Origin of the sequence: Anabaena sp. AL09 (assembly GCF_001672255.1) — a bacterium.
In the GTDB taxonomy this organism is placed as follows: domain Bacteria; phylum Cyanobacteriota; class Cyanobacteriia; order Cyanobacteriales; family Nostocaceae; genus Dolichospermum; species Dolichospermum lemmermannii.
On record NZ_LJOQ01000029.1, the window covers coordinates 1 to 21,534 of the forward strand.

Consider the following 21,534-nt stretch of genomic DNA (forward strand, 5'->3'; position numbering starts at 1 on the left):
TGAAAGATATTACTAAGGTTCATTGTAGTGACGGATATAGCTACGTTTGACTACGGAAAACTACAATTTTATGAGATTAAATGCAGAGACGGGATTGAAGAAATTACCCAAGTTTTACAACAAAATCCCCAAGTTAACAGTGTATATATAGTTGCTCAGGGTTCTCCGGGAAGTTGGTATTTAGGTAATACGCACCTGAGTTTAGACAATTTAGATAAATTACAAGATTATCAATCACTAATCACAACTGAGAAAATTAAGCAGATTCTTCTTGATAACAACAACGGTGGCTTTGAAAGTATCTTTGATAGAGGTAATGGTATAGCTTTTGCTGATCTGCAAGGAGCGCAATCCAACAACTATCAAGGTTCGTCATTCCCTATTCCCCAGGAAGCAACCTCGGTCGCATCTGCGGATTACCGCATTAATTCTCTGTTAACTGGCTACAAATGGGGAGTGACCAGCATTAACTTCAGTTTCTATTCTGGCGGCTCTTACTATGGTAGTGAAACAGATTTGGATATTGTTAGTGATGGAATCAAAGCTAATGTTCGTAATATTCTAAATAACGTTATCGCTCCCCTCATTAATGTTAATTTTGTCGAGGTTGCTGACTCGGCTTCTAGCTATGGTCAGATTCGTTATCTCCTTTCAACGAGTCCTGGCTATGCTTACGCCTATTCTCCCTTTTCAACAGATACCAATCAGGGAAATGATAATGATCTCGCGGGTGACGTGTTCTTAAATCCTACGAATGATAATAGTTCTAGTTTCGGTGGATTTCAAGGGGGACCAGGGACTCATGGCTACCAAACTATCATTCATGAAACCCTACACGCGCTAGGTTTAAAGCATCCTGGTAACTATAACGGCAGTGACGTTGGTAATCCGCCTTACCTTCCCTACGGTGAAGAAAATTGGGACAACACCCTAATGACTTACAATTTTAATTCGGGTGCAGAACCAAGTACGCCAATGCCCTATGATGTGTTGGCTTTACAGTACCTTTATGGAGCGAAGTCCTATAATTCTAGCAGCACGACCTATAATTTCACCCGTCCTGATTTATATTCTGATGGCTCGCTGACAGTTGGTAGTGCACTTTATTATAATAAAATCACTATTTGGGATAGCGGTGGCATAGATACCCTCAACTTCTCTAGTTTAGGAGCCAACGCATATGGCTATCGGTTTGATCTCAATGCTGGTGGGTGGTTGTCAAGGCTAACAGAGTTTAATGCTATAGGATACAATGTCAATGCTGGTCCGCCAGTTAGCTTCACGAGTGGGACAAGCTATTACGCAAACTTCAGTGGGACAAGGCTGGCCTACGGGGTAACCATTGAGAATCTAATTAACTCTTCCAGTAATGATTACATTATTGCTAATTCTACTGCCAATGTTTTTAGTGGTTACGGTCTAAGCAATACGACGGGCGCTGACATTATTGAAGGGGCAAATAATTTAGATTTTCTGGATTTATCGGCGTTTACCGTTGCCAATGTAACTCAAACCCAAAGCGGTAATAACCTAGTGCTTGGACTGGGTTTGGGACGCTCGGTAACGGTTAAAGATTATTATGCTGTGTCGGCGGCTAGTCGCATACAGATTGGATTTTCTAATGCAACACCCACTAACTTAACTCTCTCCAACAACACCATTGCCGAAAATCAAGCCATAGGAACTGGCATTGGCACATTCACCAGCACCGACCCCGACACAGGTAACACCTTCACCTATAGCCTAGTCACAGGAACAGGTTCAACCGATAACGCCCTGTTTGCTATTACAGGCAATCAACTCCAAAGTAACGGAATCTTTGACTTTGAAACCAAAAATAGTTACAGTATCCGAGTTCGTACCACCGATCAAGGTGGGTTATCTTACGAAAAACAATTAACTATTGGAGTCAGCAACGTTAACGAAACTCCCACAAACCTAACTCTCTCCAATAGCACAGTTTCCGAAAATCAAATTCTGGGTACAGTAATTGGTAATTTTACCACGACAGACCCAGATACAGGAAACACCTTTACCTATAGCTTAGTTACAGGAACAGGTGCAACTGATAATAGTTTATTTGCCATTACCAATAATCAACTCAAAACCAACTCTGTCTTTGACTACGAAACCAAAAACAGTTACAGCGTTCGCGTCAAAACCACAGACCAAGGGGGGTTAAGTTATGAAAAACAATTAACTATTGGAGTCAATGATCTCGATGAAATTACTGGTAATCCCTTAATTAACAATGGTCGTACCCCAATTGTAGGAACTGCTGGTTCTGACTATATTATAGGCGGTCCAGGGGCAAAAACCATTACTGGAGGTGCTGGTAATGATTTCTTCGTGTTTACTGATCTCCGAGATGTGGGACAACGGATTACGGATTTTACTGTAGGAACAGACAAAATTGTCCTTACTCAATTGATGGGTAGTATTAATTACATTGGCATTGATCCTATTGCGGATCAATACATGAGATTTGTCGCCGGAACAGGTAGCAATACTGGTAGTACCTTTCTGCAAATTGATCGGGATGGGATTTCAGGTAGTGCCACATTTAAGAACTTCCTTCAGGTTGATAACATCACTACCACCCAGTTAAATAACGTCAACAATTTTGTTTTCTAATATTTTCTCATCACGACAATTTTCAACACCAACTTACTTACCAGGAACTCTATGTTAACTCAATTCAAAAACCCTCTGATCACCATCGGTATCACCCTAGCCTCTGGTATCAGTGCCATATCAATCTCTACTCCTGCTTACTCTATTAACTTAGTTAATTTAAACACCTTTAGCTCCATTGGAGATGTTAGTAGTAACAACACAGTTATTCAATCAGGTCCAACAAATACCGTTGATACTGGTGGTGGTGCTGGTAGTTTAGAGCAATTTTTGGGTATCAATGCGACCAATTTTGCAACTGCTATTCCAGACAATCAATATGGTTCAGCCATTAAAAGTACCTTTAATAATATCAATGCTGGAGATGTGTTTAGCTTCAACTGGAATTTCACAAGTGCAGATGCAGATCAAGCTTTTGTAACGATTAACAATAATGTTCAAACCTTAACGGGTAATAGTCTTTATAGCTATACCTTCACTTCTGCGGGAAATTATAACATCGGTATTGGAGTTGTTGATACTGGGGATTCAACAGGTCTATCAACTCTCACCCTAAGTAATGCCACAATTCAGTCCGTTCCTTGGGAAACTGATGCTTTACCAGTATTAAGTAGTACAGTTCTTTTTGGTATTGGTGTTTGGACAAAACGTAAATTCAATAGACATCTCCAATAATTTTTGAACCCCCCAGTCGGTTTTAACCGACTTTAGCTATAAGACAGGGAATTTATTCCCTGGCTTCTCTCCCTGGCTTCCTCCTTCCTCCTTCCTTACATCATCACCCCATAATGTTTCGCTAAAAAACGCAAAAACGCCAACGGGAAAAAAGTGATTTTATTGTATTGACAAACAATTTTAAAAATGTTATCATGAATTTGATAAGGAAGAACTATCTTGCCATTAGTTAATTAGAGCAAGAAAATCCCCTCCTTACCTATTACCCGTTTTTTGCCTGATTTTCACAATAAACTCGCCTGTAATTTCCCTCACGATTGCATACAGGCGAGTTTTTAGCAATAAACCAAAAATCTGGGAATTAGCTCTTATCTAACCGCAACACAGCCATAAAAGCCTCCTGGGGTACATCTACCGTACCTATAGACTTCATCCGTTTTTTACCTTTGGCTTGCTTTTTCAACAGTTTCTTCTTCCGGCTGATGTCGCCCCCGTAGCATTTAGCCAAGACATCTTTCCGCATCGCCGATATACTTTCACTGGCAATAACTTTTGAACCAATGGAAGCTTGAATGGGGACTTTAAATTGATGACGGGGAATTAGTTCTTTGAGTTTTTCCGCCATGGCTCTACCGACATTGTAGGCTTTATCTCTGTGGACAATCATCGCTAAGGAATCCACTGGATCACCATTAATCAGAATATCCAATTTCACCAAGGGATTTTCTCGGTAGCCAATCAGATGATATTCCATACTGGCGTAACCGCGAGAACGAGATTTCATTTGATCAAAAAAGTCGGTGACAACTTCAGCCAAAGGTAACTCATACGTTAGTGTAGTCCGTCCTTGGGTGAGATATTTCATATCTTTGAAGACTCCCCGACGATTTTGCGACAACTCCATTAAAGAACCAACGTAGGTTTCTGGAGTAATCATTTCGACTTTGACATAGGGTTCTTCGATTCTGTCCCGTTCATTCGGTTCAGGTAAGCGACTAGGATTATCAATGTACAGTTCTTCACCTTTGTTAGTGACAACTTTGTAAACTACCGATGGTGCGGTAATGATTAAATCTAGGTTATACTCACGCTCCAAGCGTTCTTGGACGATTTCCATGTGCAGTAATCCCAAAAACCCGCAACGGAAACCAAAACCCATAGCACTAGAGGTTTCTGGCTCATATTTTAATGCTGCATCATTGAGTTCCAGTTTTTCTAAAGCTTCTCGCAAGTCTTCAAACTGATCTGCGTCTATGGGGAACATCCCACAAAATACCATGGGATTTGCTTCTGCGTAACCAGGCAAGGCTTCAGTGGCTTTGTTTTTGCCTAGGGTAATGGTATCTCCTACTCTGGCATCAGCTACGGCTCTAATTGATGCTCCTAAATATCCTACTTCCCCAGCATGAAGTTCTTCCACTTGCTTTTGTGTTGGCACGAGAATGCCTAATTCATCAATGATAAATTCTTTACCAGATGCCATTAAGTAGATGCGATCGCCTCTTTTCACAGTTCCATCCATGACCCGGAAGTAAACAATTACACCCCGGTAACTATCATAGTAACTATCAAAAATTAACGCCCGCAGCTTCTCATTTACAGTGTCAGCAGGTGGGGGAACTCGTTCGACAATTGTTTCTAAAATCTCCGCAATCCCAATTCCTTCTTTCGCTGAAGCCAAAATTGCGCCACTGCAATCTAAACCAATAATTTCTTCAATTTCGCCAATTACTCGTTCTGGTTCTGCCCCTGGTAAATCAATTTTATTTAAAACTGGGATAATTTCTAGATTATTCTCTAGGGCTAAATAGACATTTGCGAGAGTTTGCGCCTCTACACCTTGGGACGCATCCACAACTAATAATGCCCCTTCACAAGCCACTAGAGAGCGCGACACTTCATAGGAAAAGTCTACGTGTCCAGGAGTATCAATTAAATTCAGAACATACTGCTGACCATCCTTGGCAGTATAATTCATCCGGGCAGCTTGCAGCTTAATTGTAATGCCGCGCTCCCGTTCCAAATCCATGTTATCAAGAAACTGCTCTTTCATCTGTCGATCTTCTACAGTCCCAGTCGCCTGTAGTAAACGATCCGCGAGAGTAGATTTCCCGTGATCAATGTGAGCAATAATACAGAAATTACGAATGCGAGCAGCGGGAACGTCAGTCATATACCATTTTTGCTTAAAGCAAACCAAAGTGAAAGCTATTTACTTCATGTATTTTAATGCTTTCTGAGAGAATAAGGGAAGAGGTAGGGAGCAACGCGAGGGAAAGAATTTTTTGATTTCTGCTCCTGACTCCTGTACAGCAGTTACACTATACATTACCGCAAATTTCCCGGCCATATTTTCAGGAAAAAACCTATAACTAAGTTGAGAAAATTAAAAGTGTGAGAAATCATCTGCCCTTAAAACAGGAACAGCATCTTTCTTTAGTATTAATGGTCGGTAATTCCCGCCTCCATTGGGCATTGTTCAGAGATAAAATATTATACTCAACTGGGGACACATTTCATCTATCTGCATCTGTTATTCAAAAATTAGCTGAATCTCCAACCTTAGATAATTGGTTGACAGCGATTTCTCTACCTACCAATCTTCCCATTATCCCAGATGATCCTATCCCTCTGATTCTCGCTTCTGTCGTTCCCAGTCAAACCGCACTTTGGCAAATTTACCCTCATTTGCGTCTGATTACCTTGGAAGATGTACCATTAGGGGGAATGTATCCCACGCTAGGAATTGATCGGGCTTTAGCTGTATGGGGTGCGGGAATAACTTGGGGATTTCCCGCATTAGTAATTGATGCGGGTACAGCATTGACTTTTACAGGTATAGACAATCATCAATGCTTGGTTGGTGGGGCAATTTTGCCGGGTTTAGGGTTACAATTTGCCAGTTTAGGACAAAAAACCGGACAATTACCATTATTAGAAACTAGGATAATGACATCTTTACCACCACGTTTTGCCATGAATACATCAGATGCAATTCAAAGTGGAGTAATTTACATTTTATTAAGTGGGATAAAGGATTTTATTGAGGCTTGGTGGCGGTTATTTCCTGATAGTCAGATTGTGATAACTGGTGGTGATAGTCATTTATTAAAAAACTATCTTCAGCAACAATTTCCAGATATAGCAAACCGATTAATTGTAGATAATAATTTGATATCTCAGGGAGTTGGAAATATAGTGATTAGGTAATAAATCTCTAAACCTCTTATTTATTGCGATTAGTATTACTTGAAATTCGGTAAATCATTTTACTGGAATTTAGACTCAAAAGCACATGAATTATATTATTTGTATATTTGTAGGGGCAATTCATTAATTACCCCGACGGATATTTTCACGGAATTTTGAGATTAAATCTTTTGGTTTTTCACCAGACAAAAGTAAACTTGCTAACAGAGTTAAATCTAAATCCGGTAAAAATTCACTTTTAAATATTTTCTCATACTTATCACCCCGCAGAAAATATAACGAAAATTGATGATTCTGCCAAAACCAAACTTCCGGTACACCCAAACCTTGATAAATTAATTTTAATTCACCAGTAGCTGCAAACCAGTCTTGTTGACGTTGAATTGATAAATTAAAGTCTTTCAAATCTGCATTGTGACTAACCCGCAGTTTTTCCCCTTCTGGACATGGTACTCATAATTGATACCCTTGTTAGGTATCTGGTGTAGATGTGTTAAACCTGTAGAGCTTTTAGCTGGAATATTACCTTTTAGGTTATCAGATGTATTGCTAGATTTTCTCAAAGTTTGGATCATTAAACATTTAATAACCTGGAATGGTGCGTTACGTTTTGCTCTAGCACAGCCATATCCGTAATCTACCAGGCACTTGAGCAAGATATATTCTGCCAGATTCGCTACAGTCCGTCCCTAACGACATAATAAATGAAGCCAAAACTCTCTGAACTACCAACTACCAAAAAGTTTGACTTATACTGATCCAGAAGATAGTTGAAGAACTGCAAAATATACCCCAAGAGAAATTAGCCCAACTATACAATATCATTAGGTTTAAATCAAGAACGTAGACAACCCCGAAGCCCTGGGTTATTAAAAGGAAAACTCAGCGAAGCTTTTTTTGAACCACTACCGACAGAGGAACTCCAGCAATGGGAATAAGCTACCTAATTGATACTCATATACTATGATGGTGGCTTTTTGATTTTTTAATTTTTAATTTTTAATGCCCTTTTCCCTGCTATAAATATAGTTTTTATATATTTTAATTTTTTGTCAATCATCGGGGAGTCAAGTCAATGAAGATATTAGTGCTGAGTTGGGAATTTCCACCGAGGATAGTTGGGGGAATTGCTCGTCACGTTGCTGAGTTGTACCCGGAACTAATAAAGTTAGGCCATGACATCCACCTAATTACGCCAGAATTTGGTCCAGCATCCTTGTATGAAGTCGTGGAAGGCATTCATATCCACCGTGTCCCAGTAGCTCCTAGTAACGATTTTTTCCACTGGGTGGTGAACTTAAATGAGAGTATGGGAGAACATGGCGGCAGGTTATTAATAGAAAAAGGTCCATTTGATCTGATTCATGCCCATGATTGGTTAGTTGGGGATGCAGCGATCGCTCTCAAGCATACCTTTAAAATTCCCCTGATTGCCACAATTCACGCCACAGAACATGGACGCTATAACGGTATTCACAATGATACCCAAAACTATATTCATGATCAAGAATATACACTAGCTGATAATGCTTGGCGGGTCATCGTTTGTAGTGAATATATGCGTCGGGAAATGATCGGAACACTATATATTCCTGCTGATAAAATTGACGTAATTTATAACGGTATTCGCGCAGAAAAGAAAATACATCACAAAGATTTTCATGCTCAAGATTTTCGGCGACGATTTGCCGCAGATGATGAAAAAATTGTGTATTATCTTGGTCGCATGACCTATGAAAAAGGCGTACCTGTATTACTTAATGCCGCTCCCAAGGTGCTGTGGGAAATGGGAAATAATGTTAAATTTGTCATAGTTGGTGGTGGTAATACTGACCATCTTAAACGTCAAGCTTGGGATTTGGGAATTTGGCACAAGTGTTACTTTACTGGATTCCTGGCTGATGAATACTTAGATAAATTTCAAACTATCGCTGACTGTGCAGTTTTCCCCAGTCTTTATGAACCCTTTGGGATAGTGGCTTTAGAAAGTTTTGCCTCCCGCGTACCAGTCATAGTTTCCGATACTGGTGGTTTTCCTGAAGTAGTTCAACATACAAAAACGGGAATTACCACCTGGGTAAATAACTCGGACTCTGTAGCTTGGGGAATATTAGAAGTGCTGAAAAACCCAGATTATTGTCAATGGTTGGTAAATAATGCTTATGCAGATTTAGAGAAAAGATTTAGCTGGCCAAAATTAGGTAAACAAACAGAAATGGTTTATGAAAGAGTAGTAGAGGAACGAGCGGAAATTGTCTGGTAATGAGAATTAAAAATTACTCTGATTATTGTCCGTAAAAAAACAGTACAAACCCTGTACGCTAGGAATTTAGCCTTGAGAAATGCGAAAGTTAGAAATGATTGCTGTTTGCTTGACAAGATTATAATATGACAAAGGCATTCCTAAGTACATCCAGGCGTTTGCAGAATGCAAAAAACAGCTTGTTGAAGATGGTAAACCGCATTCTAGATCGTTTAACAGCCAAGTTAAAACGGTTCTTTGAGGATATCATTGCCGATAGCCAGATTCCCACCTCTGAACCAGCTTATAAACTCCCTAAATTAGCTGGACCTGTTCATAATTTAGGTGGTGGCGGTCCTGATGTTGATGACGCTATTCAGTGGATGATTAATCAAGTCAGGGGTGGTAGTAACAGCAATACTAAAGTTAATGTTTTAGTAATTCGTGCTGCTGGTAATGATGATTATAATCAGCTAATTTATAGTATGAGAGGTGTCAAATATGTAGAAACTCTCATCATTCGTAATCGTCAAGAAGCGAACCGAACTGATATTTTTGATAAAGTCAGAAATGCTGGCGTAATTTTCTTTGCTGGTGGTGATCAATGTGAATATATTCGCCACTGGAAAAACACTAAGCTGGAAGTTGCTATTAAGTCGGTTTATGATCAAGGTGGTGCTATTGGTGGTACAAGTGCCGGAGCGATGATTCAAAGTGAATATGTTTATGATTCTTGTGCTTGTGAAGATAGTATTGAAACTCACGAAGCCCTTGATGATCCCTACGGGAATATTACCTTTACCTATAACTTTTTCCAGTGGAAATATCTGCGAGGAACTATCATTGATACCCATTTCGATGAACGCAAAAGAATGGGAAGAATTATGGTTTTTATTGCTAGGCAAATTCAAGATGGTGTATCTGCAAAAGCGTTAGGGATAGCAATTAGTGAACAAACATCTTTACTAGTTGATAAATATGGTATTGCTAAAGTTACGGGTAAAGGTTCAGCGTATTTTGTATTAGGAGATCATCCCCCAGAAATTTGTGAAAAGGGAACTCCTCTGACATATTACGACTATAAAATTTGGCGAGTTCCTAGAGGTGACACATTCGACTTAAATAAATTACCGTCACGAGGTTATTATCTTAGGAGTGTGAAGCGCGGGAAATTTGATTCAGATCCTTATTAATAGCATTTGTCTACACAAATTAGCCTCACTAGCCCACTCAGGTGGGCTTTATGATATTCACGGAATGTGAATTTGTTATTGTGGTAACCAATTTTCATCTAAAATTAATTCCAAAGCATAAAGGCATTTTTCGGGAAATATAGAAATTATCAATCCTGTTTGTTTAGCTGCTTGACGACGGGCTTTTTCATAGCTGTCTTGTAATTGTTCTTGAGGATAATTTTTCAGACTGGGACTATCTTTAATAGTTAATTCAATTTGAGTCCGTGCATCTGTGATAGAATCTAGCCAACTATCTGAGCGTCGTTGAGGTTGATATTGCCATTTGAGTAGATGTAAAAGTAAACGGATTAATTGACTATAAATTGCCCGTCGTTCACTTTTACCCAATTCAGAAATCTCCTCAATTAAATGTTCTTTATCTATTTCTTGCCAGCGATTTTCTAGTAATAATTTGGCTGTTTCTTCAAGCCACATATTGAAGTCTGTTTGATAGGTTGTGGTCATTTTTGTTTTACCTCATTGCATAGCTAAGACAAGCTAAAATATCTTCTTGTGTTAAATAAGGAAAATCATTCAGTATTTCTTCATAAGTCATGCTAGATGCAAGGTATGATAATACATCATATACTGTAATTCTCATCCCCCGAATACAAGGTTTACCTCCCCGTTTTCCTGGTTCAATGGTAATTATATTTTGATACTGCATAGTGTTTAAAGGTAGGGTTTATTTTCTATTTTAGCGTTTACCCATAGACATCGCTAGGCTAACCGTATATTTTGTATCTAAACTTACATTCATAAAAATTGTTTACGCTATTTACAAGTACATTTGTTCTATATTAGAATAATATAATATTCTCAATCTTTTAATAGAAGTAAATTGTATGTCAAATCATAGTGGAAGTTATATGTTAAACGAAGTGATTACAATCTTGATACGTGAGCATTGTTTTGATCATTTGGATAAGGAAAAGAAGCAAAATTTGATTGAAGAAATTGTCAAACTAGCTCGTTATGAAGATGATTGTAATCCGGGGGAAATTTTAGAAGGACACACAGACTATTTTAAAATCTGTTGAATCTGGTCTTTGTGTAAAATGTAGGTAATTGGTTATAATCTACTTATTTCATTTACATAAAGAGAATAAGTCTAATCAATTACTAAGTTTTTTTAATTCAGATAATTCATCTTTTGCTGCCTCAATAAACTCTTGTTTCAATTTATAAAAACCCTTTTCTTTTTTATCATGTTTTTGCTGGTTTGTAGAATTAGTATTACAGTCTAATACATAACCACACAATATTTTAGCTTTTTCAATTACTTTTGTTTCAGATAAGTAAGTAGCCGAAAATAAATCAAAGTATATTAAGTAATGTGAAAAATCTGGAGATGATTTCGTAGTAAGGGCTTCAGCCCTCAAATGAGGAATAAATTCCTCACTACAAACTTTGAATTATTCAAGCCGTTCAGTTCAATTTGACTATAGTAATTAAACATTGAGGACAATTTTTGAGTATCACCAGTTTTTTCTTTCATTGAAACAAGTATGAATGTATTGATTTCACATAAAAAATCAGAGTAAATCTTGGTACGACTACTAATTTCTTCTTTTCTGCAAGAAAACTCCCATTCTTTACTTTTTACACTTTTATTTGTAAAATAATTTAGAATACCTATTGTAATAGCTCCTATAATTGTAAAACAACCCGTAATAATTTGTGGATACAACTGATACGACTCTGAATTATTCATAAATAAACACCAAAATTAAATTAAGAGAAACCATCATAAAGCAAATGCCAGGGAATTAATTCCCTGTCTAAAAGCAAAAGTCGGTTAAAACCGACTAATAAAAACTCTCTTCCTCTTTGCGCCTTTGCTTCTTTGCATCTTTGCGCGAAACAAAATCTTCAACAATGTTGCTAAAAATCTTCATCATCAACAAAAAACTCTGCATCTTCATCTATTCTAGATTGAGACTCCCCCAACCCCCAGAGAGGCTGCAAAACGGCTGTACCTAACAAACCGACAGCCACACTAAAAGCTAACATCAAACCAAAGGGAATTTGTATGGATTGAAAGACCAAAAACTGTAAAGATACAGGAGTAGCATTTTGGACAGAAATGAGAGCGATCGCTACTACCCAAACAGATATAATTACTAATATTAAAATATTTGCCAAGATTTTGAAAATCATAACTTAAAAATATAAATTTCTTACAAATGTAGAGACGTTCCATGGAACGTCTCTACTACTTACATTGTCTATCCTAACTTAGCAATTTCAGCTTCCATGAATTTAGCAATCTGACTCAGTTTTTCTGGTGAGTTAGTTTCCATATACACTCTCACCAAAGGTTCTGTTCCAGAAGGACGCAGCAACACCCAGCTACCCTCTTCTAAATACAGTTTAATACCATCTTTCCTTCCCACCTCTTTCACCGCAATTCCTGCCACTTCTGAAGGCGGATTTTGGGTATAGGAATCAATCACGGCAACTTTGTGATCTTCCGTCAGGTGTAAATCCAAGCGATTGTTATACAAAGGACCATCAGCTTCAGCGATCGCTTCCTGTACCAACTGACTTAAAGGCTTACCTTCATAAGCGATCGCCTCAGCCACTAGCATATCTGCTAAAACCCCGTCTTTTTCAGGAATATGGCCAATGATACTTAAACCACCGGATTCTTCCCCACCAATCAAAACAGCGGTTTCCCGCATTTTCTCACCAATGTATTTAAAACCTACCGCAGTTTCATAAATTTGCAAGCCATACTTAGCAGCAAAATTATCTAATAAATGCGTGGTTGCCACAGTCCTAACAATTGCCCCGCTCTTACCCTTGTTTTTAATCAAATGTCGTGCTAAAACTAACAGCACTGTATTGGGAGTGAGAACGTTACCTTGTTCATCAACAATACCAAAGCGATCGCTATCACCATCGGTAGCCAAACCCAAATCCGCATGATCAGCCTTCACGGCTGCCACCAACTCAACCAACTGTTCCCCTTTGGGTTCAGGCATACCACCACCAAAAAGCACATCTCGCCAATCGTGGAAACTTTCTAATTGACAACCACAGTGTTGCAAGACTTCATCTAAGTATCCCCGTGAGGTAGAATAAAGGGCATCATACTTGACCTTTAAATTTGCACTTTTAATTTTTTCCACATCCAACAAGGTGTAGATAAAATTTAGATAATCGGGCTTTGGATCAAAAGTAGAAATTGTCCCAGATGGGTTACTGCCAGGTAACTCGTCCGATGCCGTTTCTATATTGGCGACAATAGTATCAGTAATTTCTGGAGTCGCAGGACCTGCATAATCGGGAATATATTTAATTCCACAATAGGGTGCAGGATTATGACTAGCAGTAAACATCAAAGCCCCTGCGGAATTGAGCAGACGGGCATTGTAGGCAATTACTGGCGTGGGACAATCCCGATCAGTAATTTTCACATTCCAGCCCAAATCCGCCAAAACAGCGGCAGATGTCCGGGCAAACTCGTCAGCTAAAAACCGCGTATCGTAGGCAATTAAAACAGGTTTGTCTTTACTATAGGCAGTTTCCAGATAACTAGCGATCGCTCTCGTTACTTTCCGTACATTAGGAAAAGTAAAATCATCGGCAATAATTCCGCGCCAGCCGTCAGTCCCAAACTTGATTTTACCGGAATTGCTAGGGTTACTCATATTGCCACTCTCTCCCGTGCATTATTATTGCTATTTACTATTAGGAAGCATCCCGCAAAGCTGTGGAACAGCCACTAAGCCGCAAGTATCCCCAAAGTAATTTCTCTCACTCTACATGAGCAATGTCAACCCCCGATAGACCCTTTGTTAGTTACCACCTTTGGTCTTTATTTGCCCCCAGCCGGGGACAGGAACATTGGCATTGCCAAATGAGAAGAGGATTTATCAAAGCGCGACAGCATGAACCCCAAGTTAAGGCTTTGTTGGCAACAGCTACCCCACCCCAGCGCATTGGCATTCTTGCCCAAAAAGGTGTATATGAATTTCATCATCACCTGCATTGGTTAACTCAGGTTGATGGTGTGGAAAAAGTTGCCCGGTTATTGGGATTGAGTCAGACTCATGAAACTGTTAAATATCGGGTATTGCAAATTTTAAGAAAATATCAAAATGCCCCTTTATTATTAGGTAAACGAATTCTGGAATTAACTTCCGGTGATGAAGGTTTTCCTAAACCGATTGTGATTGAAAAACAAGATTATTGCTTTCGGTTATATGCCGCTATGGATTGTATATTTATTGAGTCTGATAGCACCTTACATATTTTAGATTTTAAAACAGGTAGATCGGCTTTTGACCACAGACAAGCATTAGTTTATTTACTTGCAGCCCGTTATCTTTATCCTGGTAAACCCGCAGTTGCATCTTTTTATAATTTGGAAGTTTGTAAAAAATCGGAATTAATTACTATTAGTAATAGCGAGTTTAAAGCTTTAGAATCTGAGTTAGCAAATATTGCCCATCAACATCAAGAAGATTTGCAACAATATGAAGCTAAAAATAGCAACTTCAGTCAAATATTTCCCCCAAACCCCGGAAACCATTGCCGTTTTTGTGCCTTTAGTTCTATCTGTGAATTTGCTGATTTAAAACTACCAAAATCCTATTCCATGCCAATTACAAAAGTTCGCGGTAATCGTAAAGCTCAGTGGCTTTAGCCCTGAGATATAAGCGAGTTAAAAAGATCAGAGAATTTATCTATTAGAAAATAAACCTTAATTACTGGTATTATATGGTTGAGGCATTTCGCTTATTCATACTGTAAATGCCCATTTTTTAATTTCTGGAGCTATTCAATGTCAATTTACGTCGGCAATTTGTCCTATCAAGTCGCAGAAGAAGACCTCAAGGAGGTTTTTGCAGAATATGGAACTGTAAAAAAAGCTCAACTACCTATTGACCGAGAAACCGGACGTGTCCGGGGTTTTGGCTTTATAGAAATGAGTTCAGATGCAGAATAAGAAGCAGCAATTGCTGCACTTGATGGTTCTGAATGGATGGGACGCAGCTTGAAAGTTAATAAAGCTAAACCCAGAGAAGATCGTGGTGGTGGTGGACGGGGTGGCGACGGTGGCGGCTATTCTCGCCGTTACTAAGTTTGAACATCCACAATAAATCATAATTTTATCAAGACACACAAAATATGTGTCTTTTTTAAGTCCTATGGCGGATTTTATCTCAGTGCTGATATTATAGTTAAAGAAAAAGTCAAATTTTTAGTGTTCGGAGCTATTCAATGTCAATTTACGTCGGCAATTTATCCTATGATGTTACAGAAAATGACCTAACTGGGGTTTTCGCAGAATATGGAAACGTGAAGAGAGTCCAACTACCCACTGACCGGGAAACTGGTCGGAAAAGAGGTTTTGCCTTTGTAGAAATGGGAGCAGAGGCAGAAGAAGCAGCCGCAATTACTGCGCTTGACGGTGCTGAATGGATGGGACGCAGCTTAAAAGTTAACAAAGCTAAACCCAAAGAAGATCGTGGTGGTGGTGGTGGACGTGGTGGATATGGTGGTGGTGGACGCGACCGTTACTAAGTTTTGCCATTAAGACTCTAATTATCATATTTTTAGGACAGAGGAAATCTCTGTCTTTTTTTAATCTATACAGCACTTTCCGGTGTTATGAGGTACATATCCAACGGGCAAGACTTGTACTGAGCTTGCGATGCCCTGAGCCTGTCGAAGGGTCGAAGTATGCCCGCACTACAAGAGATCTGTAACAGGTGTGCTAATTGCTGAATAGGCAACTTTGGCAGCGGCTTGTTCAGCGGCTTTAATGGAGCGTCCTTTGCCTTGTCCTAACATTTTTTCATGTAGCCAAACTTCAGCAAAGAAGCGTTCATGAGTGCGGTGGGGTTGACTGACTTCCAAAACTCGATATTCTGGGAGAACTTTGAATTGGGCTTGAGTCCATTCTTGCAAAGCTGCTTTATAATTAAGTCTAGCAGGGTCAAGACGGATTTCTGTGGTTAGCTGTTGGAAATGGGAATCTAGCCAAGGACGAATCAGATTGAGATTGTTGGTGCTAAGGTAAAGCGCCCCTAGAACGGCTTCAAAAGAATCTGCTAATCGGGATTCTTGGCCAACATGATCAGCGGTGGCACTACCAGCCACTAATAAATATAATTCTAAACCATATTCTCTTGCTAGTTGGGCGAGAATGCGATCGCTCACTAAGACTGAACGAATAGCCGCAAAATCACCGACTGAGCAATCAGCGTAATGTTCCCATAATACCTCAGCCGCCACGAGACGTACCACCGCATCGCCCACAAACTCTAGTTGTTCATAATTGGCGGTATCAGAGACGGTAGGATGAGTGAGAGCCAAGTCCAATAATTGCCACTTTATCGGTGAATCTAGTGACAAACCAAACTTTTGGACTAAACTTTCAAGCTGCCGTTGACGACGGGGATAAACGCTGGACATTAGGTAAGTGTGGAAAAAAGGGCTAATAACTCTTAACTTAGCATTAAATTATAAAGTATAAATAAAAGTTAGAGTATTTATTTTGATGGTTTTTTGGAAGTATCTTTCAATTCGTTCAAGAAATTAATATCCTTTTCAATAAAAAATTTCTCGTTGGGATTTTCTACATTTTCTAATGCCAAATTCAAATCTCGTTCTGCTTCTGTAGTACGAGTATTTGTCCGTTTATCAAAATATCCCCCACCAACATTAGCAATGTCGTTGGCAAATGCAGAAATAGTTCTTACTATTCCTTCAGCAATCTTAATATCATCTCCATTCTCTTTCCATTCTACTTGTTCACTTTCTCTACGGGCAAGCTCTTTTAAATCTATGTTGAAATTCATAACGTGAAAATCCGTTTTATTGCTTGTTTACTATTATAGTTTTTTCAAGCTTTTTAAGAATTCAACCTTGTCAATTACGTGAACATATACATTTGATACCTATACTCAGTTACTATAGCGCGATCGCTTCAAGCGAAAAAACGAACTATGGAAAATAAAAAATCCATAATTCGCTTAAAAAGAGAGAGTCGGTAGTAAGCCGGGTTCTGTTCTCTTCCGAGGGCAGTTATCTATCTGGGATGCTTGTTACCAAACACCTCTAGCGGCTCTTTTTCAGCGGAACCGGTAAAAGACCAACCGTAGTTCCTTGCGGCCTTGCTCCCAACCGGGGTTTACCGAGCCAGCGCCTCTCGACGCTGCTGGTGCGCTCTTACCGCACCTTTGCACCCTTACCAACCAATAAATTGACTGGCGGTATCTTTCTGTGGCACTATCCTCACGATCACTCGCACTGGACGTTATCCAGCAAGTCTGGTCTTTCGGGGGCCCGGACTTTCCTCAAATCAGTCTTCATGACTAATCTGCAACTGCCTACGCCTACTCTCTCCCTATTCTCTAGTTTAAACTTTAATTACATAAAAATCGGAAAACTTAAACCTAAGCTCCCCGACTTCTTAGAGAAGTCGGGGAGCTTCATAGATTACTATTTTTTGTTCCACGGTAGCGCGTAAGTCCAAGGGAGCTTTTTAATAGTAAAAGGACAATTAACAATTGACACAGGAGGAACATTTATTCCTGGAGCAATACCGACCCTCATTTCCGAAATTCGCAATACAAGTTGTAATGAAAATTCTAAATTCTTTTTGCCATCTAAAAAGTCTTTATATAACTTTTTATTCCCTTTAACTCCCGCTACATTAATTAAAGGTGAGGCCGGTTTATAGACTCCTGATTCTTTATCTCTTTGAAAAACATCTTCTGCGGTGACATTTTCAGAGATTGTCTTTTTAGGAGCGATAATTGTCGGAACTTGGAATATAGCTAAATCGCGGGTTAAATCAGGAGATTTGCGAATTACCCGCCGCGACTGCTTGCTATGTTCAACCACAAAAGAACTATTATCCCAGTCAATATATACAGCAATACTGTCTGATTTATTTTCAATACTCATGGATAATTCTTTGAGATCATTTTGTACTTTATCTAAACCATAAGTACCTGTTTTAAAGGAAATACCCACTGTATCTTGGAGGTTTTGTTCTTTTAATTGATTATCAACAGCACCTTTTTGGAAATCAACTTTGACTATATCGTCTATAGATGCAATCATGCGATTGATTGTCCAATAGACAACAAGTATATAAATCATCAAAATAATCAGATTTTGGTCGCCACTCTGCATTTTTATAACCCTGATTTTCTACCAATTTCAAAATTGTAACATAGTCTAAACTATGATTTTTTTGATTTATGTGATTTATGTGATGAAGTTGTATGATGCAATTGAATGTGATTTTTACAGGTGTGACTCTAAATCATCCAAATCATCCAAATCATAAGAATCATCCAAATCATAAGAATCATAGTTCAGACGTTTTATATTTCTTATTAGTAAGTCTTTTAAAGTTCAAACTGGTTTCACCGAAATTGATTAGTAACCCAATCTCAAGGTTATATGCTTCTAAGTAGTTAATTGCTTGTGCAAAATGAACGTCTTCTAATTTAGTTACTGCTTTTATTTCAACTGAAATAACACCTTCGACCAAAAAATCTACTCGTCGTGTTCCTATTTGTTGTTTCTTATAAAAAATCGGCATTTCAAATTCTCTTGCAAAAGAAATACCTGCTAATTGCATTTCAATTACCAATGCCCTTTCATAAATAACTTCTTGAAAACCATTACCCAATGTTTTATGTACAGTCATAGAACATCCAATGATTTTAGAGGTAAGTTCCGAGTATTTATACTTTTCATTGATCATCTTTTTTTGACCCTAACTTACCCTACCTTACTTGATTATTATCTAAACTATGATTATTTTGATTACTTTGATTCAATGATTACCATATTAAATCATCATGATCACCAAAATCACTACAAATCATAGTTTAGACAGATGCAGGGAAAGAAAAGCAGTTCATAAATTAACTCGCGTGTTCCCAGTCGCTGAGTGATTCAGACTGTTGATTTTTAGCTTTAGTTTTCCGAACTGGTACTTTAGGAGTCCCAATATCAACAGGAGAAAAAGACTGTTTCTTTTTAGTAGACTTGCGTTCTTGTGTATTTTTCATGACTATTTTCACTTCCTGAAAATTTTTAACCACATTTACATTATCAACTTTGATTTATCAACTCCCGGATAAAAGATTGAGGTGATTATGCAAAATTCATCAATCTCTAATATTCTATTATTTAGTGGGATTTGCTACAGAAAAACCTTGTTTTTTAGGTTGGATATTTCCTAACTTTACTTGAAAGTTTATTTGGTCGTGTAGGTTGCCAGTTCTAGCTTCTAACTGCCAATTACCAGGGCGTAAATGCCAAAATATCCCATTACTTGATTGTGTAGATAAATGTTTATCATTTAGCCACCAGTCTATGGACTGATTTAATGTTCCACTAGCTTTAAATTCTAATTTTTGCTGTCCGTCTCCACCTGGATACAGCAGAAATAAATCCCCATTACGAGGAGAGATAATGCGGAAATTATCAGAATTAAAATTCAATTGTGGTTGTTTTGCTAACCATTGATCATACACAGGTGATAAATGGAAATCCGTAGATTTTTGATAGGCAATTTTATCTTTGACAGAGAAATATTCCTGAACTACTGAAGTACAGCTAGGTGTAGGTTTTAACCCTGTGGTGGCGCAGATAGGCAATTTTATCATGTCTGCTGGAGGTGGAAAATCAGCGGGGGCTTGATGTTCGTGCAGATGTAACATGATTCTATTCCACAAAGGTGCAGCCCCTGTGACACCGGAAACTTGACGCATGGGTTCACCGTTGAAATTACCTACCCACGTAGCCACAGTATAATCACTGCTAAAGCCTACAGTCCAGGTATCACGATAGTTTGAAGATGTACCAGTTTTGACAGCGACGGGAAAGGGCAAATTTAACACTGAGTCTACACCAAAAGCTGTGGATCTGGCATAGCGATCGCTTAACATATCAATAATTAATTGCCAATTATGGGAAACTAAAGATTGAGAATTGGCAATTGGAGAACTATTTAATGTAGTTACCAATGGTATGATTTTCCCCATATTAGCCATAGTTAAATAGGCCCTAGCCAGTTCCCATAAATTCACCTCACCACTGCCCAAAGTCAACCCTAAACCATAATATTCAGCATCTTGATTTAGATGTGCAAAACCCAATTCATGCAGCCGATTTAAAAAAGTTTCTACACCCACCTTTTCTAATACCTTTACCGCAGGTACATTTAAAGAATTCGCCAAAGCAACTCTGACTCTGACAGGACCAAGAAAGCTGTTAGTATAATCTGTCGGACTATATAATTTTGCTCCCGGAATTGCATAATGAGTAGGAACATCTGGCAAAATAGTATGAGGACTAATTACGCCTTTTTCTAAAGCTAATTCATACACAAATGGCTTCAAGGTAGAACCTGGTTGACGCAAAGCTTGGACTCCATCATTTCGCCCTAATTTCACATCATTAAAATAATCAGGCGAACCGACATAACTTAAAATCTCCCCAGAGGAGTTGTCAATTATCACAGCTGCTGCATCATGGACATTATTCGCCTTTAAAGAAGAAATTACTTGTTGTACTTGTGCTTCCACAAATTGCTGTAAAGGGCGATTTATTGTCGTGCGAATAGGTGATGATTCTATATTATGTCTATTGTTTTTTGTTGCTAACCAAAATAAAAAATGTGGTGCAGCAATAATTCCCTGTTGCTGAGGGTTAAATATTATTTTCTCTTGATATATAAGTTCTACTTCTGCATCAGAAATATATTTTTCCTGTACCATTCTACTTAAAACATATTTCTGTCGTTGCTGTAATCTTTTTTGATGTTGATAAGGATTAAAATAAGTGGGATTATTAGGAATTGCTGCTAAAATAGAAGCTTGTGCTAAGTTTAAATCACTTGCAGGAATAGCAAAGTAAATTCGCGCCGCAGCTTCCACCCCATAAATATTTCCGCCCATGGGGAGACGATTAATATAAGCAGCTAAAATTTCATCTTTTGTCATTCCCGCAGCTAATCGCCATGATAACCAAATCTCTTTTAATTTTGCAGTCATTGTTCGCGGTGAATTATCCAACATTCTCGCCAATTGCATGGTAATTGTGGAAGCACCAGAAACAATTTTTTTATTTTCTACTCCTATTTTAATTGCCCGCAAAATCGCTTTTAAATCTAACGCCCCATGTTGATAAAAACTACCGTCTTCAGCCGCCAAAATTGCTTTGATAAATTGAGGTGAAACTTGATTTAATTTCACAACTGATGTATTTTCTTGATCACTGGTTAATACAGTTCCTAATGGTAAATTATTCCGATCTGTAAACTCCATTGCTAATTGATGCTGGGCAATATCTACACTATGAATAGGTGCAACATAGGGGCATAATCGGACTAAAAAACATATCAATATGAAGGAGGAAATAATTTTATTTAGTTTCAATTTATATGATTTTATTTCACGCAGAGTCGCAGAGGCGCGAAGAGTAAGAGTTTTGAGGACATGAGTTAGTAAATTCATAACAATGTTAAGAATTGTATGGTTTATTGGGAATTGTCAC

22 protein-coding genes, 1 other RNA gene and 1 pseudogene are annotated in these 21,534 nt (G+C 38.4%); 9 read left to right on the plus strand and 15 right to left on the minus strand.

Annotation, left to right across the window (positions count from 1 at the left end):
- The first annotated feature begins 27 nt into the window (after positions 1-27).
- Positions 28-2,634, plus strand: a complete 2,607-nt coding sequence (locus AN490_RS04970; RefSeq protein WP_300000545.1) for a cadherin domain-containing protein — start codon at positions 28-30, stop codon at positions 2,632-2,634.
- A gap of 51 nt (positions 2,635-2,685) precedes the next feature.
- Entirely contained in the window at positions 2,686-3,309 is a 624-nt protein-coding gene (locus AN490_RS04975; RefSeq protein ID WP_300000547.1) for a PEP-CTERM sorting domain-containing protein, read from the plus strand.
- A gap of 361 nt (positions 3,310-3,670) precedes the next feature.
- On the opposite strand, the gene lepA is transcribed toward AN490_RS04975, so the two are convergent.
- Entirely contained in the window at positions 3,671-5,482 is a 1,812-nt protein-coding gene (gene lepA / locus AN490_RS04980) for a translation elongation factor 4 (RefSeq protein WP_015083457.1), read from the minus strand.
- A 221-nt stretch (positions 5,483-5,703) separates the two neighbouring features.
- Between lepA and AN490_RS04985 the strand changes: the two genes are divergently transcribed.
- Positions 5,704-6,519, plus strand: coding sequence for a pantothenate kinase (locus AN490_RS04985; RefSeq protein WP_300000551.1), 816 nt, complete (start codon positions 5,704-5,706; stop codon positions 6,517-6,519).
- Between the two features lie 123 nt (positions 6,520-6,642).
- Here AN490_RS04985 and AN490_RS04990 read toward each other — a convergent pair whose 3' ends face one another.
- On the minus strand, positions 6,643-6,924 hold the full coding sequence (locus AN490_RS04990) for a hypothetical protein (RefSeq protein ID WP_300000553.1): 282 nt from the start codon (positions 6,922-6,924) through the stop codon (positions 6,643-6,645).
- Between the two features lie 670 nt (positions 6,925-7,594).
- Here AN490_RS04990 and AN490_RS04995 point away from each other — a divergent pair.
- Complete coding sequence (locus AN490_RS04995; RefSeq protein ID WP_300000555.1) at positions 7,595-8,782, plus strand: glycosyltransferase family 4 protein; 1,188 nt, start codon at positions 7,595-7,597, stop codon at positions 8,780-8,782.
- A gap of 125 nt (positions 8,783-8,907) precedes the next feature.
- Positions 8,908-9,954, plus strand: coding sequence for a Type 1 glutamine amidotransferase-like domain-containing protein (locus AN490_RS05000; protein WP_300000557.1), 1,047 nt, complete (start codon positions 8,908-8,910; stop codon positions 9,952-9,954).
- 75 nt (positions 9,955-10,029) lie between these two features.
- Here AN490_RS05000 and AN490_RS05005 read toward each other — a convergent pair whose 3' ends face one another.
- Together AN490_RS05005 and AN490_RS05010 are read right to left on the minus strand one after the other, a co-directional pair.
- Positions 10,030-10,461, minus strand: a complete 432-nt coding sequence (locus AN490_RS05005) for a DUF29 domain-containing protein (RefSeq protein WP_300000559.1) — start codon at positions 10,459-10,461, stop codon at positions 10,030-10,032.
- A gap of 7 nt (positions 10,462-10,468) precedes the next feature.
- A complete protein-coding gene (locus tag AN490_RS05010) occupies positions 10,469-10,663 on the minus strand; it encodes a DUF433 domain-containing protein (protein WP_300000561.1) in 195 nt (64 codons plus the stop codon).
- 178 nt (positions 10,664-10,841) lie between these two features.
- Here AN490_RS05010 and AN490_RS05015 point away from each other — a divergent pair, with 178 nt between their 5' ends.
- A complete protein-coding gene (locus tag AN490_RS05015; protein ID WP_300000563.1) occupies positions 10,842-11,036 on the plus strand; it encodes a hypothetical protein in 195 nt (64 codons plus the stop codon).
- 75 nt (positions 11,037-11,111) lie between these two features.
- Here the strand turns inward: AN490_RS05015 and AN490_RS05020 are convergent, their stop codons facing one another.
- From AN490_RS05020 to AN490_RS05035, 4 genes are all read right to left on the minus strand, one after another.
- On the minus strand, positions 11,112-11,378 hold the full coding sequence (locus AN490_RS05020; protein ID WP_300000565.1) for a hypothetical protein: 267 nt from the start codon (positions 11,376-11,378) through the stop codon (positions 11,112-11,114).
- Positions 11,375-11,710 (minus strand): hypothetical protein, encoded by a 336-nt coding sequence (locus AN490_RS05025; RefSeq protein ID WP_300000567.1) that lies wholly within the window; start codon positions 11,708-11,710, stop codon positions 11,375-11,377. The genes AN490_RS05020 and AN490_RS05025 overlap by 4 nt, the downstream gene beginning before the upstream one ends.
- A 170-nt stretch (positions 11,711-11,880) precedes the next feature.
- Positions 11,881-12,156, minus strand: coding sequence for a DUF1049 domain-containing protein (locus AN490_RS05030; RefSeq protein WP_300000569.1), 276 nt, complete (start codon positions 12,154-12,156; stop codon positions 11,881-11,883).
- A 68-nt stretch (positions 12,157-12,224) separates the two neighbouring features.
- Complete coding sequence (locus AN490_RS05035; RefSeq protein WP_300000571.1) at positions 12,225-13,652, minus strand: phosphoglucomutase/phosphomannomutase family protein; 1,428 nt, start codon at positions 13,650-13,652, stop codon at positions 12,225-12,227.
- A gap of 122 nt (positions 13,653-13,774) precedes the next feature.
- Here AN490_RS05035 and AN490_RS05040 point away from each other — a divergent pair, with 122 nt between their 5' ends.
- The 3 genes and pseudogenes from AN490_RS05040 (at position 13,775) to AN490_RS05050 (ending at position 15,531) form a co-directional block, all read left to right on the plus strand.
- On the plus strand, positions 13,775-14,650 hold the full coding sequence (locus AN490_RS05040) for a PD-(D/E)XK nuclease family protein (RefSeq protein ID WP_300000573.1): 876 nt from the start codon (positions 13,775-13,777) through the stop codon (positions 14,648-14,650).
- A 138-nt stretch (positions 14,651-14,788) separates the two neighbouring features.
- A pseudogene (locus tag AN490_RS05045) lies at positions 14,789-15,088 on the plus strand (RNA-binding protein).
- Between the two features lie 140 nt (positions 15,089-15,228).
- The gene (locus AN490_RS05050) at positions 15,229-15,531 is read left to right on the plus strand and encodes an RNA-binding protein (protein ID WP_300000575.1); all 303 of its coding nucleotides are present in this window, start codon (positions 15,229-15,231) and stop codon (positions 15,529-15,531) included.
- A gap of 168 nt (positions 15,532-15,699) precedes the next feature.
- Here the strand turns inward: AN490_RS05050 and rnc are convergent, their stop codons facing one another.
- The 7 genes from rnc to pbpC form a co-directional block, all read right to left on the minus strand.
- Positions 15,700-16,425: a ribonuclease III gene (gene rnc / locus AN490_RS05055; protein ID WP_300000577.1), complete on the minus strand. Its 726-nt coding sequence runs from the start codon at positions 16,423-16,425 to the stop codon at positions 15,700-15,702.
- A gap of 77 nt (positions 16,426-16,502) precedes the next feature.
- Entirely contained in the window at positions 16,503-16,811 is a 309-nt protein-coding gene (locus AN490_RS05060) for a hypothetical protein (protein WP_300000579.1), read from the minus strand.
- A 179-nt stretch (positions 16,812-16,990) separates the two neighbouring features.
- Positions 16,991-17,356: RNase P RNA component class A (rnpB, locus tag AN490_RS05065), an RNA gene on the minus strand.
- Positions 17,357-17,454: 98 nt separating this feature from the next.
- Positions 17,455-18,153, minus strand: coding sequence for a hypothetical protein (locus tag AN490_RS05070; protein ID WP_300000581.1), 699 nt, complete (start codon positions 18,151-18,153; stop codon positions 17,455-17,457).
- Between the two features lie 178 nt (positions 18,154-18,331).
- Positions 18,332-18,733, minus strand: a complete 402-nt coding sequence (locus tag AN490_RS05075) for a GxxExxY protein (RefSeq protein ID WP_300000583.1) — start codon at positions 18,731-18,733, stop codon at positions 18,332-18,334.
- A 163-nt stretch (positions 18,734-18,896) separates the two neighbouring features.
- Positions 18,897-19,043, minus strand: a complete 147-nt coding sequence (locus AN490_RS05080) for a hypothetical protein (protein ID WP_015083478.1) — start codon at positions 19,041-19,043, stop codon at positions 18,897-18,899.
- 117 nt (positions 19,044-19,160) lie between these two features.
- Positions 19,161-21,494 (minus strand): penicillin-binding protein 1C, encoded by a 2,334-nt coding sequence (gene pbpC, locus AN490_RS05085; RefSeq protein ID WP_300000587.1) that lies wholly within the window; start codon positions 21,492-21,494, stop codon positions 19,161-19,163.
- Between the last annotated feature and the right edge of the window lie 40 nt (positions 21,495-21,534).